At 68.6% G+C, this 13634-nt stretch carries 13 protein-coding genes and 1 riboswitch; of the genes, 10 read left to right on the top strand and 3 right to left on the bottom strand.

Translation table 11 applies throughout. From position 1 onward, the window contains the following. Positions 1 to 27: 27 nt before the first annotated feature. From ACZ7LT_RS05625 to ACZ7LT_RS05615, 3 genes are all read left to right on the top strand, one after another. A complete protein-coding gene (locus ACZ7LT_RS05625) occupies positions 28 to 348 on the top strand; it encodes a DUF3618 domain-containing protein (protein ID WP_471234653.1) in 321 nt (106 codons plus the stop codon). A 41-nt stretch (positions 349 to 389) separates the two neighbouring features. Further along, on the top strand, positions 390 to 737 hold the full coding sequence (locus tag ACZ7LT_RS05620) for a GroES family chaperonin (protein WP_471234652.1): 348 nt from the start codon (positions 390 to 392) through the stop codon (positions 735 to 737). Positions 738 to 799: 62 nt separating this feature from the next. Then, a riboswitch (guanidine-III (ykkC-III) riboswitch) is annotated at positions 800 to 870 on the top strand. Positions 871 to 903: 33 nt separating this feature from the next. Continuing rightward, on the top strand, positions 904 to 1224 hold the full coding sequence (locus tag ACZ7LT_RS05615) for a DMT family transporter (RefSeq protein ID WP_471234651.1): 321 nt from the start codon (positions 904 to 906) through the stop codon (positions 1222 to 1224). 15 nt (positions 1225 to 1239) lie between these two features. Here the strand turns inward: ACZ7LT_RS05615 and ACZ7LT_RS05610 are convergent, their stop codons facing one another. Next, the gene (locus ACZ7LT_RS05610) at positions 1240 to 3681 is read right to left on the bottom strand and encodes a transglycosylase domain-containing protein (RefSeq protein ID WP_471234650.1); all 2442 of its coding nucleotides are present in this window, start codon (positions 3679 to 3681) and stop codon (positions 1240 to 1242) included. Between the two features lie 221 nt (positions 3682 to 3902). Here ACZ7LT_RS05610 and ACZ7LT_RS05605 point away from each other — a divergent pair, with 221 nt between their 5' ends. The 4 genes from ACZ7LT_RS05605 (at position 3903) to ACZ7LT_RS05590 (ending at position 8125) form a co-directional block, all read left to right on the top strand. Continuing rightward, on the top strand, positions 3903 to 4703 hold the full coding sequence (locus ACZ7LT_RS05605) for an ABC transporter permease (RefSeq protein ID WP_471234649.1): 801 nt from the start codon (positions 3903 to 3905) through the stop codon (positions 4701 to 4703). 19 nt (positions 4704 to 4722) lie between these two features. Further along, a complete protein-coding gene (locus tag ACZ7LT_RS05600; RefSeq protein WP_471234798.1) occupies positions 4723 to 5544 on the top strand; it encodes an ABC transporter permease in 822 nt (273 codons plus the stop codon). Positions 5545 to 5550: 6 nt separating this feature from the next. Beyond that, positions 5551 to 6609 (top strand): ABC transporter ATP-binding protein, encoded by a 1059-nt coding sequence (locus tag ACZ7LT_RS05595; RefSeq protein WP_471234648.1) that lies wholly within the window; start codon positions 5551 to 5553, stop codon positions 6607 to 6609. A 187-nt stretch (positions 6610 to 6796) separates the two neighbouring features. After that, positions 6797 to 8125: a DUF445 domain-containing protein gene (locus ACZ7LT_RS05590; protein WP_471234647.1), complete on the top strand. Its 1329-nt coding sequence runs from the start codon at positions 6797 to 6799 to the stop codon at positions 8123 to 8125. Positions 8126 to 8279: 154 nt separating this feature from the next. Here ACZ7LT_RS05590 and ACZ7LT_RS05585 read toward each other — a convergent pair whose 3' ends face one another. Both ACZ7LT_RS05585 and ACZ7LT_RS05580 read right to left on the bottom strand, forming a co-directional pair. Further along, positions 8280 to 8579 (bottom strand): hypothetical protein, encoded by a 300-nt coding sequence (locus tag ACZ7LT_RS05585; RefSeq protein ID WP_471234646.1) that lies wholly within the window; start codon positions 8577 to 8579, stop codon positions 8280 to 8282. A gap of 110 nt (positions 8580 to 8689) precedes the next feature. After that, positions 8690 to 9178 (bottom strand): hypothetical protein, encoded by a 489-nt coding sequence (locus ACZ7LT_RS05580; protein ID WP_471234645.1) that lies wholly within the window; start codon positions 9176 to 9178, stop codon positions 8690 to 8692. Between the two features lie 475 nt (positions 9179 to 9653). On the opposite strand from ACZ7LT_RS05580, the gene ACZ7LT_RS05575 reads away from it, so the two are divergent. The 3 genes from ACZ7LT_RS05575 to ACZ7LT_RS05565 are packed head-to-tail and all read left to right on the top strand — an operon-like array spanning position 9654 to position 13611. Next, positions 9654 to 10337 (top strand): hypothetical protein, encoded by a 684-nt coding sequence (locus ACZ7LT_RS05575; RefSeq protein ID WP_471234797.1) that lies wholly within the window; start codon positions 9654 to 9656, stop codon positions 10335 to 10337. A gap of 11 nt (positions 10338 to 10348) precedes the next feature. Then, positions 10349 to 11785 (top strand): hypothetical protein, encoded by a 1437-nt coding sequence (locus tag ACZ7LT_RS05570; RefSeq protein ID WP_471234644.1) that lies wholly within the window; start codon positions 10349 to 10351, stop codon positions 11783 to 11785. Beyond that, the gene (locus ACZ7LT_RS05565; protein WP_471234643.1) at positions 11785 to 13611 is read left to right on the top strand and encodes a DEAD/DEAH box helicase; all 1827 of its coding nucleotides are present in this window, start codon (positions 11785 to 11787) and stop codon (positions 13609 to 13611) included. Before ACZ7LT_RS05570 ends, ACZ7LT_RS05565 begins: the two co-directional genes overlap by 1 nt. Positions 13612 to 13634 lie beyond the last annotated feature (23 nt).

The following is a 13634-nucleotide window of genomic DNA, read 5'->3' as shown; positions in this document are numbered from 1 at the left end:
ACCGGACACGACCACGGAGGCAGCGCGGTGTCGGACGCCAGGACCCCTGCGCAGATCGAGGCGGACATCGTCCGCCGGCGCGAGCAGCTCGTCGTCACTCTCGACGAGATCGGCGTGCGGATGCACCCGAAGACGATCATCGGTGACGCCAAGGCCCGGGTCGCCTCCAGGGTCGACCAGACCGCGGGGCGGGCCTACGTGGCCGTGAACCAGGCCGTGTCCGGGGTACGGGACCGGTTCGTGGGGGAGGACGGCGCCCCGCGCCTGGAGCGGGTCGTCCCGGTCGCCCTGCTCGTCGTCGGCGTCGTGGGCCTGCTCGCCCTCTCCTCCCGGAAGCGCAAGGCGTGACCCCGGTACGCCGGACGCCCTCGGGCAGGTAGGTTCGTGGCGTGAGCGACAACACCCTCAACAAGCACGACAAGCTGCCCATCCGGATGCTCCACGACCGCGTACTGGTCCGGACCGACTCCCCCGAGGGCGAGCGGCGCTCCGGCGGCGGCATCCTGATCCCGGCGACCGCCGCCGTGGGCCGCCGTCTGGCCTGGGCCGAGGTCGTCGCGGTCGGCCAGAACGTCCGTACCGTCGAGACCGGTGACCGGGTGCTGTACGACCCCGAGGACCGCGCCGAGGTCGAGGTCCGGGGCGTGGCCTACGTACTGATGCGCGAGCGCGACCTGCACGCCGTCGCCGCCGACCGCTTCCAGGGGACCGAGGACACCACCGGCCTGTACCTGTAGTCCGAGCGGGCCTGCCCTCGTCGGCCGCCGAAGGCCTGGTGACCATGGTCACCAGGCCTTTCCCATGCCCCTTTGCTACCTTTGGGGGACCCGACGAGACGCGCCGTACCGGGCCCCGCAAAGACGACGCACCGCTGTTGTTCCGTCTCGCGGAGGTGCCGCCGTCATGGCCTGGATCTTTCTCATCGTCGCCGGTCTGCTCGAAGTCGGCTGGTCGATCGGGATGAAGTACACCGACGGATTCACCCGCCTGTGGCCCAGTGTGTTCACCGGCGCCGGGATCGTCGCCTCGATGCTGCTGCTGTCGCATGCCGCCAAGACTCTGCCGATCGGTACGGCGTACGGCGTCTGGGTCGGTATCGGCGCGGCCGGTGCGGCGGTGCTCGGCATGGTCGTTCTCGGGGAGCCGGCGACTGCCGCCCGGATCTTCTTCGTCTGTCTGCTGCTGGTGGCCGTGGTCGGCCTGAAGGCCACCTCCGGTCACTAGCCGCTCAGTGGCCGGTCACGGGCCGGCGGGCTGTGGGTGGGGCGGTGTCCCGGATCCGCCGCCGTCGAGGAGGGCCGTGTCGTCGTCGGCTCCGCCCCCGGCGGCGTCCCCTCCGCCGCTCCCCGCCGCCGGGCTTCCGGCCGGGGGGCCGCCGGTGGTCGCCCCGGCGTCGGCCGTACCGCCCGTGGCCGCCCCCTGTGCCGCACCGCCCGCGGCCGGCCCCTGCGTGGTGCCACCCGTGGCCGGGCCCTGGGTGGCGGCGCCCTGGGTCTGGCCGCCTTGGGTCTGCCCGCCCTGCGTCTGCGCGCCGGTGGCCGCGCCGCCTTCCGTCGCGCCGCCCGGATCGCCCGGCCGCGGCTCCTGAGGCGGCGTCGGCTGTCCGGGGTCCTGCGGGTCGAGCGGCTGGTCGGGCACGGCCGGCGGCTCGGCGCCCTCCGCGAGCTCCAGCTCGAAGTGGCGGGGTTCGGTCCCTTCGAGGGCATCGCGCGTGAACTGGCCCCAGATCCGCGCCGGCTCCCCGCCGCCGTTGATCCGGGGCTGCCCCAGCGCCCCGTACAGCGGCTTCTGCGCCCCGGTGTTGGAGTCCTGGCCCATCACCGCGACCACGGTCGCCAGATCCGGGGTGTAGCCGGCGAACCAGGCCGCCTTGTCGTCCTCGGCGGTGCCGGTCTTGCCCGCGGCGGGCCGCCCGGCCGTCAGGGCGGCGGTGCCGGTGCCGGTCTCGACGACGCCCTGCAGGACGGACGTGGTGGTGTCGGCGGCCTCGCGGCTGATCACCTGCTTCGGCTCCGACGTGGGCACTTCGAGGTCCTGGCCGTCCTTGCTGACCTTCTCGACCAGGGCGTACGTGCCGTGCCGGCCGTGGTTGGCGAGGGTCGCGTACGCCTCGGCCATGTCGAGGACGCTGGCGGTGGCGGGGCCGAGCGCGATCGACGGATAGCCGTTGAGGTCGGGCGTCGACTCGGGCAGACCCAGGCTGACGGCGGTCTGTTTGACCCGGGCCGGGCCCACGTCGACGGCCATCTGCGCGTAGACGGCGTTGACCGACTTGTCGGTGGCGGTACGGACGCTGATCGGGCCGTAGTCGACGTCGTCCTCGTTGGCCGGGTCGTACACGCCGCCGGGCCAGCCCTCCACGGGCCGCTTGTTGGCACCGTCGTAGACGGTGTTGGGGGTGATCCGGCGGCCGTCCTGGGTGGTGGAGCCGTTCTCCAGGGCGGCGGCGAGGACGAACGGCTTGAAGGTGGAGCCGACCTGATAGTCGCGGCGCGTCGCGTTGTTGACGTACTGCCGGGTGTAGTCGACGCCGCCGTAGAGCGCGAGGACCTTCCCACTGCCCGGATCGATGGCGGCGCCGCCGACCCGTACGTAGCGGTCGATCTCGTTGCCCTGGTCCAGCTTGCTCATCACATGGTCGTCCACCGCCCGGACGAAGGCGTCCTGCTTGGCCTTCTCCAGGGTCGTGGTGATCCGGTAGCCGCCGCCCGCGAGGGTCTTCTCGTCGATGATGCCCTGGCCGGTGAGGTAGTCCTCGACGGCCTGCACGATGTAGCCGCGCTGGCCGGACAGCCCGGTCGCCGGGCGGGCCTCGTGGGGGACGGGGAAGCCGGTCCGGACGCGGTCGCCGGGGGTGAGCCACTGTTCCTCGACCATGCCGTCGAGGACGTAGTTCCAGCGGGCGAGCGCCTTGGTCCTGTTCTCGGGGTGGGTGGCGACGTCGTACGCGCTGGGGGCGTTGAGCAGCGAGGCCAGATAGGCGCCCTGGGCGGTGTCCAGGTCTTCCACGTCCTTGCCGTAGTAGGCGCGGGCGGCGGCCTGGATGCCGTAGGCGTTGCGGCCGAAGTAACTGGTGTTCAGATAGCCCTCGAAGATGTCGTCCTTGCTCTTCTCGCGGTTGAGTTTGATCGCGATGAAGAATTCCTTCACCTTGCGGGTGACGGTCTGCTCCTGGCCCAGGTAGTAGTTCTTGACGTACTGCTGGGTGATCGTCGACCCGGACTGCTTGCCTTTGCCGGTCACGGTGTTCCAGGCGGCGCGGACCATGGCCTGGGGGTCGACGGCCCGTTCGGAGTAGAAGTCGCGGTCCTCGGCGGCGAGTACGGCCTGCCGGACGTTGGCGGGGATCCGGCCGAGGCGGACGTTCTCGCGGTTGACCTCACCGTCCCGGGCGATCTGGGTGCCGTCCTGGTAGAGGTACACGTTCGACTGGGCGGTGGCCGTGGCGTTGGCGGGCGGGATGTCGACGAGGGTGTAGCCGGCGATGAAGGCGCCGGCCAGCAGCATGGCGAGGAGCAGCAGCGCCCCCAGCAGCGTGCGCCAGCTGGGGAACAGGCGCCGCCGGCCGGTGCGTCGCGGGCGTTTTCCGTCCGGCAGCCGGTCCTGGCCCCGCTCGTGGGCCGGAGGCGGCTCGGTCGGGTCGCGGGGTTCCCAGCCCGGTCGCTGTGGCGCGTCGCTCATGCGGTGGAGACTCCTCGGCGGTGGTCGGAGGTTCACTCTCCGGCATAACGGTGAAGCGGGGATCAATCCGAGTGACCAGCCCATAGTGCACTTCTTCGGGTGATAACCCCTGGAATAAATCGATCGCGGAGACCCGGCTGCTCCACTAAGCTCGCTCGCTTTGGTTCGCTGCGGCGTCGCTGCGGCGTCCATCGCCTTGGGACGGGAGGGGTGTTTCACCGGTGCGGCTCTATATGGCCGTGGCTGTAGGTGGGTTCCGGCGCTATGCGACCTATCGGGTGGCGACGGCGGCGGGTGTCTTCGCCAACACCGTCTTCGGCTTCATCATGGCGTACACGTATATCGCTCTGTGGGACGAACGGCCGCGCCTCGGAGGGTACGACCAGGCCGAGGCCTTGACGTTCGTCTGGCTGGGACAGGCCCTGCTCATGACGTGCGCGATGATGGGCGGCGGCTTCGGCGAGGAGCTCGTCGACCGTATCCGAACGGGTGACGTCGCGATCGACCTGTACCGCCCGGTCGATCTGCAACTGTGGTGGCTCGCGGGTGACTTGGGGCGCGCCGCCTTCCATCTGCTGGGCCGCGGGATCGCCCCGATGGTCCTCGGCGGCCTGGTCTTCGAGCTGGTGCTGCCCACCAACCCCCTGACCTGGCTTGCCTTCCTGGTGTCGGTGACGCTCGGGGTCGTGGTGAGCTTCGCGGTGCGCTATCTGCTGGCGCTGTCCGCGTTCTGGCTGCTGGACGGCACCGGTGTCCTTCAGATCTCCATGCTGACCGGGCTCTTCTTCTCCGGGATGCTGCTGCCGCTGACGCTCTTCCCGGGCGCGCTGGGCGAGGTGGCGCGGGCGCTGCCGTGGTCGTCCCTGCTCCAGATCCCGGCGGACGTCTTCCTCGGCAAGCACACCGGCTGGGGGCTCGTGCGGGCGTACGCGTTCCAGGCCGGCTGGGCGGTGCTGCTGCTGGCGGCCGGACGGGCGCTCCAGTCGGTCGCGACGCGGCGGGTGGTGGTCCAGGGTGGGTGAGGCTTGGGGGCCGGGCACCATGGGCCCGGTGGGACAGCTGCGGGCCGGGGTCCGGGCGTACGGGCTGATCACCATGATGTGGATCCGCTCGACGATGACGTACCGCGCCTCCTTCGCGATGACGACGTTCGGGAACTTCGCGGCGACCGCCTTCGACTTCGTGACGATCCTGCTGATGTTCGCCCACACGGAGGCGCTCGGCGGCTACAGCCTGCCCGAGATCGCGCTGCTGTACGGCCTGGCCGGGACCGCCTTCGGGCTCACCGACCTCCTGCTCGGCTCGGTGGACCGGCTGGGGCGGCGGGTGCGTGACGGCACCCTCGACACACTGCTGGTGCGCCCGGTGCCGGTGCTCGCGCAGGTGGCGGCGGACCGGTTCGCGCTGCGCCGGCTCGGCCGGGTCTTCCAGGGTCTGCTGGTGCTGGGGTACGCGCTCGTGGTCCTCGACGTGGACTGGTCACCGCTGAAGGTGCTGATGCTGCCGCTGGCGGTGGTGAGCGGAGCGACGATCTTCGCGGCGGTGTTCGTGGCGGGGGCGGCGTTCCAGTTCGTGGCGCAGGACGCGGCGGAGGTGCAGAACGGGTTCACGTACGGCGGGAGCACGCTCTTGCAGTACCCGCCGACGATCTTCGCCAAGGAGCTGGTGCGGGGTGTGACGTTCGTGGTGCCGCTGGCCTTTGTGAACTGGCTGCCGGCGCTGTATGTCCTGGGCCGGGAGGCTCCGGCGGGCCTGCCGGAGTGGCTGGCGTTCCTGCCGCCGGTGGTGGCGGTGGTGTGTATGGGGCTGGCGGGGCTGGCCTGGCGGGTGGGACTGCGTTCGTACCGGAGTACGGGGAGCTGAGGCGGGATGGAGCCGGACATGGCGGTGGAGGCCGAGGAGAGGGCGACGGAGTCGGGGCCGGAGTCGGGGCCGGAGCCAGGGGGAGCGGGCCCGGGCCCGGGCTCCGGCACGGGCTTCATCGAGGTGGAGGCGGTGGAGAAGGTCTTCTCGGTGCGGCGGCGCGGGGCGGGCCGGCTGCGCCGGGAGAAACGCGAGGTCAGGGCGGTCGACGGGATCAGTTTCCGGGTGGACCGCGGTGAGATGGTCGGCTATATCGGCCCCAACGGCGCCGGGAAGTCCACCACGATCAAGATGCTGACCGGCATCCTGACCCCGAGCGGCGGCCGGCTGCGCGTCGCCGGGATCGACCCGGCGCGGGAGCGGACGCGGCTGGCGTACCGGATCGGGGTGGTCTTCGGCCAGCGGACGACGCTCTGGTGGGACCTGCCGCTGCGCGACTCGTACCGGCTGGTGCACCGGATGTACCGCATCCCGGACGCGCGCTACCAGGAGAATCTGGCGCGCTGCGTCGAACTGCTCGACCTGGGCGAGCTGTTGGACGTACCGGTGCGGCAGCTGTCGCTCGGTCAGCGGATGCGCGGCGACATCGCCGCGGCGCTGCTGCACGACCCGGACGTGCTGTACCTCGACGAGCCGACGATCGGCCTGGATGTGGTCTCGAAGGCCAAGGTGCGGGAGTTCCTGCGGGACTTGAACGCCGAGCGGGGGACCACGGTCCTGCTGACGACCCACGACCTGACCGACATCGAGCAGCTGTGCAAGCGGGTGATGGTGATCGACCACGGGAGGCTGATGTACGACGGCGAGCTGGCCGGCCTGCACGAGGTGGGCGAGAGCGAGCGCACCCTGGTGGTGGACCTGGAGCGGGCGGCGGCGCCGATCGAGCTGGAGGGCGTACGGGTGGTGAAGGTGGAGGGCCCGCGGCAGTGGCTGGCCTTCCCCGCGTCCCGGTCGGCGGCGCCGATCGTGACGGCGGTCGCGGCGGGGTATCCGCTGGTGGACCTGTCGGTGCGGGAGCCGGACATCGAGGCGGTGATCGCGAAGATGTACGCCGGGAGATCGTGACCCGCGCGGGTTGGTCGTCGAGGCCCACAAGCGGCAGATGGTGGGCTGAGCGGGAACTCCCCCTACGCGCCGGGAGTCCTTCATAGGTAAACATTTACGTACGCCGGGTATGCGAGATATGCGGACGTACGTGGACGTACGTGGACGTACGTGGACGCATGTGGAGGAACGCGGAGGGCTCGGCCGGATGAACCGTACGCAGCGTACGAAAGAGGCGGTGGGCGAGGGCGTGGCGCCCGCGCCCGGGCTGGTCCCGTTCTCGTACACCGCCGCCGACGAGGAGAAGCAGCGCGGCGTCCGCCGGATGAAGACGACCGCCACCGGACTCCTGCTGTTGGTGACACTGATCTACGTCCTCGCCAGCTGGGCCAGGAACGAAGGCCTGGGCGGCTGGCTGGGCTATGTGGCCGCCGCGGCGGAGGCCGGGATGGTCGGCGCGCTGGCGGACTGGTTCGCCGTGACGGCGCTGTTCCGCCGGCCGATGGGCCTGCCCATCCCGCACACGGCGATCATCCCGACCAAGAAGGACCAGCTGGGCGCCACGCTCGGCCAGTTCGTGGGGGAGAACTTCCTCTCCTCGGCGGTCGTACGGGCCCGCCTCCACAGCCTCGGGATCGGCCGCCGCCTCGGCGCCTGGCTGTCCGACCCCGCGCACGCCGACCGGGTGACGGCGGAGCTCTCCACGGCCCTGCGCGGCGCCCTGACGGTCCTGCGGGACTCCGACGTACAGGCGGTCGTCGGCGAGGCGATCACCCGCCGGGCGGACGCGGCCGAGATCGCCCCCGGTATCGGCAAGACCCTGGAGAAGGTCGTCGCGGACGGCGCCCACCACCGCGCGGTCGACCTCATCTGCGCCCGGGGCCAGGACTGGCTGGTCACCCACGGCGACTCCGTGATGGACGCGATCCAGGGCGGGGCTCCGGGCTGGACGCCCCGGTTCGTCGACCGCCGCGTCGGTGAGCGGGTCTACAAGGAGCTGCTGCGGTTCGTTACCGAGATGCGCGACATGCCGGCCCACCCGGCGCGCGGCGCGATCGACCGTTTCCTGACGGACTTCTCGGCGGACCTCCAGGCGGACACGGACACCCGCGCGCGCGTGGAGCGGCTGAAGTCGGACCTGCTGGGCCGGCCGGAGATCCAGGACATCATCGCGTCGGCATGGGCATCGGTCCGCGGCATGATCATCTCCGCGGCCGAGGACGACCGCAGCGAACTGCGCCTTCGCGCGCGTGCCTCGCTGATCTCGCTGGGGGGCCGGCTGTCGACGGACGCGCGGCTCCAGGCGAAGGTCGACGGCTGGCTGGAGGACGCGGCGGTGTACGTGGTCACGACGTACCGCACCGAGATCACGTCACTGATCTCGGACACGGTGGCGAGCTGGGACGCCGACCAGACATCGCGGAAGATCGAGGCGAACATCGGCCGGGACCTTCAGTTCATCCGGATCAACGGCACGGTGGTGGGCGCCCTGGCGGGCCTGCTGATCTACACGGTCTCGCACGCGCTGGGCGGCTGACCGCCGGCCGGGCCACCCGGCCCTGTCGCCGGGGGCCCGCCCGGCCACCGTGGGGAGGCGCTGTGTAGTACGGGGGCGGGGCCGCCTGTGTTCAACGCCGGGCCGCGATTTTCCGACTCACTTCTCCCGGGTGACGACCCAGGAGGCGAGGGGCTCACCTCTCCCGGGTGACGGCCCAGGACGCGAGGGCGACGGCCCCGGCGACCGAGAACACGGCGGGCCAGGCCCCCACCTTCTTGGCGAGCACATGCGACCCGGCAAAGGCCCCGACATACGCGACCCCCAGCCCAGCGGCCGCCTTCCCCCCGGCCACCCGCTGCCACTCCCGACCGGCGACGACCCCGGCCGCCGCGAGAACGACACCCCCAAGGGGCCGCTTCTCGGTCCACCGCGCGACGCCATACCCCCCGACGAGCCCACTCGCCGCTATGACGGACGCCGGAATCCTTGCCATGCTGTACCCCTTTGCTCACGCCGGGCTGCTGCTCCAGGCGTCAACGGTACGCGCGAGACGCACAGTGGATGCGGGCGGACCGCCCCCTGCGGGAGGAGTGCCTTCGGGAGTTATCCAACGGAAGCTCGGAGGATTGCCTGGGCATCGCGGGGCAGGCCGAACTCATGCAGCTCGAGCGCGATGCGTATGACGTCCTTCTCGGGGCGACTGCGGCCGTGGATGCCGATGGCCGTGTCCGCCAGCTGCGCCTGCTGTCGGCGCAGCAGAGCGATGGCCGCCGCGCTTTCCAATGGTGTCAGCGATGCCGAAGCATCCTGGAGCAGGGAGACCGCGTAGCTCGTCTGGCCGCTGCCGTGGAGGTTGGCGGCACTGGCGGCAAGCTGTTGGGCGGCCGCCACATCTCGGGCACTCCGCTGCCGGTCCCCTGCGTCGGGGGGGACCGGCAGCGGAGTGGTGTCTACGGATTTCGCAGTGGCAACAAGCCGGCTCATCTCGCCCCGAAGCCGCTCGTTCTCCCTGCGTAACGGAGAACAGGCCCGGCAGAACGTCGGCTCGGCAGCTGCATGGAGCTCCCGCAGCGCGTCCAGTGTCAGCGTCACCGTTCCGGGCTCCGTCCTCTCGGTGGCGAGGGCGTGAAGCAGCTCAACGAAGCCGAACGGAGGCTTCCGGCTGCCGCTGCGGTAGCGGGAGATCTCGCTCGGATCCTTTCGCCAGTTCTTGGATGCCAGGAGCTCTACGGCTTGGGCGAGTGTGGATACGGCCAAGTGTTTGTAGAGCTCAGCTATTGCCTTGGCTAGAGCATGACGACCCGGCGGTAAGTCTGCTCTGACCTTGCTATTTACACCTCTGACCGGCACAGCCACCCCTCCTGAGAAGCAGTCAAACCATTGTGCCGCAAGGGACTTTGACTACATCGTGCGCAAAGAGAATGTGGGGTAGACGCCCGCCGTCTAACCCATGCTCAATAGACGGGCCTGCCGGAAGTTCCGGGGCGGTTGTGCAGTAGGGGGTCGTGGGCCGCCTCCTGTGGCACAGCTCCACATGGCTTTCGTTGAGCGGAGGTTGCAAGTGGCCATGCCGTCGTGGCTCGACAAGAAGTTCGGCAGCAAGGTGCGGGCTGGGCTCTGGTTGGCGTCCGAGGTGGGGGAGGGCAATGTCTTCACGAAGGGTCAGCTGCGCGCTGCGTTCCCTGAGGTGGCACAGATCGACCGTCGAGTGCGGGACCTGCGTGACCACGGCTGGCAGATCGACACCCGTCGTGAGGACGAGTCACTCCATCTCGATGAGCAGCGCTTCGTCAAGAAGGGCGCGGAGATCTGGCTTCCGGGACAGTCCAAGTCGTCCAAGGAGAAGACTGGCCTGACTACAGCTCAGCGGACCAAGGTGCTGGCAGCCGACAGCTTTCTCTGCCGGTCATGCGGAATCGGAGCGGGTGAGTCGTTCGGTGACGGGGGCCAGGATGCGCAGCTGGATGTCGCCCGCCGTCAGGTGCAGATGCCGGACGGAACCACCCAGACGCAGCTCGTGACTGAGTGTAACCGGTGTCGGGTTGGCGGCCGTGAGCGTCAGGTAGATCTCGCCGGCATCCTCAGGACGCTGGGGCGCCTCTCACCGTTGGAGCGTGAGGTGTTCGCGGGCTGGCTGAAGGCCGATCGCAGGGACCCGAGTCCGATGGAGAGGCTCTGGGGTGAGTGCCGGACCCTGCCAGAGGCGGCACGCAACTCCGTACGGGCCGCTGTGCAGGACATGACTAAGTAGTAGACGAGGGGATGCAGGAGCAGATGACACAGGCTTTTCCGCCGCCACCGCGTGCCGATGAGTTCAGTGAGCTGGTCAAGAAGCGGCTTGATGAAGTGAAGAACTCCGGGGGTACCCGGGAGACGGTGACAGTTGACTGGAACGGTCAGCCGCTGCACTGCGAAGTTATCGACTGCCCGATCGGTGCCGTCTATTACAACCCCGGTACGCACCGCATCAGGGCGCAGCGCAGCCACAACCCGGCCAAGGATGAAGCTCTGAGCAAGGACCCCTGGGGTGGGGAGAGCCAGGAGTACCTGCAGTACCTTCTTCAGGCCGACCCGGCCAACCCGAGTCGGCGGGACCCCGATTTTGACAAGCTAAAGGAAGACCTCGACAAGTTCGGCCAGAATGACCCGGGGCTGATCACGCATCAGGGAATCCTGGTCAATGGCAACACTCGTACGGCCGCTCTTCGTGAGCTTGGCAGGCAGACGATGAGGGTGGGTGTTCTGCCTGAGTCGTTCACTCGGGCAGATATCGACTCGGTGGAGCTGTCCCTGCAGCTCCGCCGGGACCATCGGCGGGACTATTCGTACATCAACCGCCTGCTTGCCATGGAGGAACAGGCCAAGCTGGGGCGCACGCCGGAGGCGATCGCAAAGGACTTCCGGATCAGGGTGCCCACCTTTCAACAGGAGCGCTGGATCCTGAGCACTATCCGGGAACTGATCGATCGAAGCAAGATCGGTGGTGGCATTGGGCTGAGGCTGGTTGACTTTGAAGACCATCAGGAGAAACTCAAGGAGCTGCACCGGGCTTACGAGAAGCTCGCGGCTGTCGAGCCTGACCGAGCGGACGTTCTGAAGGAACTGCGGATGGCCGCCATCGTCCTGGGGTTCGCGAAGACAGATGTGCGGCATATCGATGAGGGCTTCCGGGACCGGTACCTTTCGCGGACGATCCCAGACGATTTCAGTGATCCGACAGGAGAGCCGGCAGCCGTGACAGTGCCGGGGCTGGGAGGTGTGACGCTGCCCGGAGCTTCCTCCGCGGTATCCGCGGCTCGCGCGCTCAACGACAAGGTGCTGCGCGCTAAGGCGGTGGTCGGCACAACCGAGACCCCGGTCCCGGAGCAGGACAGGCGCGCGGCTCAGGACGTATTCGAGGGGGCAAAGGAGGCTTTCGACAAGGCGATTGACGCCGCCGGCCGTGATGCCCGGCTGAAGAAGCGCAAGCAGCTGGCGCCTGCCCGGCTCGCTGACGCCTGCGCCGATATTGACCAGAGCGTCGTTGAGCTTGTACAAGCACGTGCCTCGCGCAGCCTCGACGAGGAGGCTTTCGACGAGGCCGTGCTGAAGCTGCGAGAGAGCCTTCGCAAACTTGCTCAGCAGGCAGGCCGTGGGACCGCGACCCCCGGTGACGGCGTGGCCTGGCTTCTTGAGGCCGTGGCCCTGGAGGCTTCCTGATGGAAGAGGTTTCTGCCAACGTCTCGCTCCGTCTCGACTTCGACGAGACCCGCACCAAGGTCGTTCTCCGGGCGAGCGATGAGTACCGTGACGATCTCGTCCAGCTGGTCGCCCGCTTCCGTTCGGGCGGCCAGCTCGGCCCCCTAACCGCCACCGTTGAGCTCAATGATCTGCTTGGAGGGCTCAACGCGCTCTCCTCGTGGCCACACGCGCCAGGCGTTGAGTGGGCACCAGAGCTGCAGGAGCTGGTAGTCGGAGTCCTTCGGGACGCCCAGGCGGTCAAGCAGCGCCTGGACTCTCCGGATCACGATGGGGAAGTCGGCCCTGACGAAGTTCCCTTTCTACTCGGGGACGAATGGAAAGCAGACCTCAGCGACTTTCAGCGGCGGGACGTCGCGAAATTGCTCTCGCTTCAGCACGGTGCCAACTTCAGTGTTCCAGGCGCCGGTAAGACCCGTGTGGGTCTCGCTGTATATGCCACACAGAAGGCGCAAGGGAAGGCCAGTCGACTGCTCATTGTCTGTCCGAAGTCCGCGTACGAATCGTGGCAGTACGAGAGTGCTGTGTGCTTCCGGCATCCGCTGCGCACGGACATTCTGGACAAGGCCTATGACCAGTGGGCAGAGGTGCTGATCGTGAACTACGAGCGGCTGGACCGTTCGCTCACCATGCTGGCGGCCTGGCTGAAGGCCGGTCCTTCGATGATCATCCTGGATGAGGCGCACCGCATGAAGCTCGGCGCTCGTGGGACTTATGGCGCTGCCTGCATGGCGCTCGGCCCCCTTGCTCGGCGCAGGCTGATCCTCACCGGCACGCCAGCGCCAAACGGTGCGAAAGACCTCGAGAATCTTCTCGGCTTCGTCTGGCCCGGGCATGGGCAGCGGACCGTGACGCAGGCGGTAGCCGGCGGCGATCTCGCTTACGCGAGCAGGATCCTGCGTCCGTTGTTTACGCGCACGACTAAGCAAGAACTCGGCCTCCCGCCGATGTCGCTCCAGATGCGTTACGTTGACATGCCGCCCCTGCACGAGGAGATCTACACCTCGCTGGTCGGGGGCGAGGGCAGTGGAGCCGCCCGAGACGACCTCAGTTCTCTGGGCAAGACCGCCCTGCGCTTGCTGATGGCTGCCGTGTGCCCAGCTCTTCTGACGGAAGGCGCGAACCGCTACGACCCGCTCGCTTACCAGCTGCCTCCGCTGGACGTACCGCAGGGAAGCTCGCTCTACTCGCTGATGCAGAACCTGCCGGACCACGAGATGTCCCCGAAGTACCAGGAAGCCGCGTTCATCGTTGCCGAGAATGCGGAGAGGGGCCGCAAGACACTCGTCTGGACCACATTTGTCAGAAGTCTTGCCACATTGGAAAAGCTATTGGCCAAGTTTGGTCCTGCTGTGGTGTACGGCGGTACTCCAGACCGGGAGGAGCAGCTGCGCCGTTTTCGAGAGGATCCGGACTGTATGGTCCTGATTTCCAATCCTGCCACTCTGGGTGAGGGTATCAGCCTGCATCAGGTGTGCCACGACGCCGTCTATGTGGACCGGGACTTCATGGCTGGGCGCTTCCTTCAGAGTATGGACCGCATTCACCGCCTTGGCCTGGCGCCTGATGCGGACACCAATGCCACGGTCCTGGTGGCTCGTAACACCATCGATGAGGTGGTCATGGCGAGGATGGAGCAGAAGCTCGAGTTCATGGGCAAGATCCTCGACGACCCATCTGTGCAGCAGCTTGCGGACCTTGAGGAAGAGCCCTCGGTGGCTGCTGGGCTTGCGCCGAGCGACATGGAGGCGCTGCTGAGTCACATGGGGGTACGGGCAACGGGCTGATCGCCGACTGGGGTGGGTCGGAG

The organism is Streptomyces sp. NPDC039465 (genome assembly GCF_055639315.1).
Note: the sequence above shows the minus strand (reverse complement) of the source record. Positions and strands in the feature narration are given on the sequence as shown.

What these genes read in the sequence shown, in the direction of transcription:
- ACZ7LT_RS05585 (WP_471234646.1), bottom strand. Translation starts at nt 8,579, where the DNA reads ATGGCAAGGATTCCGGCGTCCGTCATAGCGGCGAGTGGGCTCGTCGGG.
- ACZ7LT_RS05600 (WP_471234798.1), top strand. Translation starts at nt 4,723, where the DNA reads ATGGGCCCGGTGGGACAGCTGCGGGCCGGGGTCCGGGCGTACGGGCTG.
- ACZ7LT_RS05610 (WP_471234650.1), bottom strand. Translation starts at nt 3,681, where the DNA reads ATGAGCGACGCGCCACAGCGACCGGGCTGGGAACCCCGCGACCCGACC.
- ACZ7LT_RS05615 (WP_471234651.1), top strand. Translation starts at nt 904, where the DNA reads ATGGCCTGGATCTTTCTCATCGTCGCCGGTCTGCTCGAAGTCGGCTGG.
- ACZ7LT_RS05575 (WP_471234797.1), top strand. Translation starts at nt 9,654, where the DNA reads ATGCCGTCGTGGCTCGACAAGAAGTTCGGCAGCAAGGTGCGGGCTGGG.
- ACZ7LT_RS05565 (WP_471234643.1), top strand. Translation starts at nt 11,785, where the DNA reads ATGGAAGAGGTTTCTGCCAACGTCTCGCTCCGTCTCGACTTCGACGAG.
- ACZ7LT_RS05595 (WP_471234648.1), top strand. Translation starts at nt 5,551, where the DNA reads ATGGAGCCGGACATGGCGGTGGAGGCCGAGGAGAGGGCGACGGAGTCG.
- ACZ7LT_RS05590 (WP_471234647.1), top strand. Translation starts at nt 6,797, where the DNA reads ATGAACCGTACGCAGCGTACGAAAGAGGCGGTGGGCGAGGGCGTGGCG.
- ACZ7LT_RS05570 (WP_471234644.1), top strand. Translation starts at nt 10,349, where the DNA reads ATGCAGGAGCAGATGACACAGGCTTTTCCGCCGCCACCGCGTGCCGAT.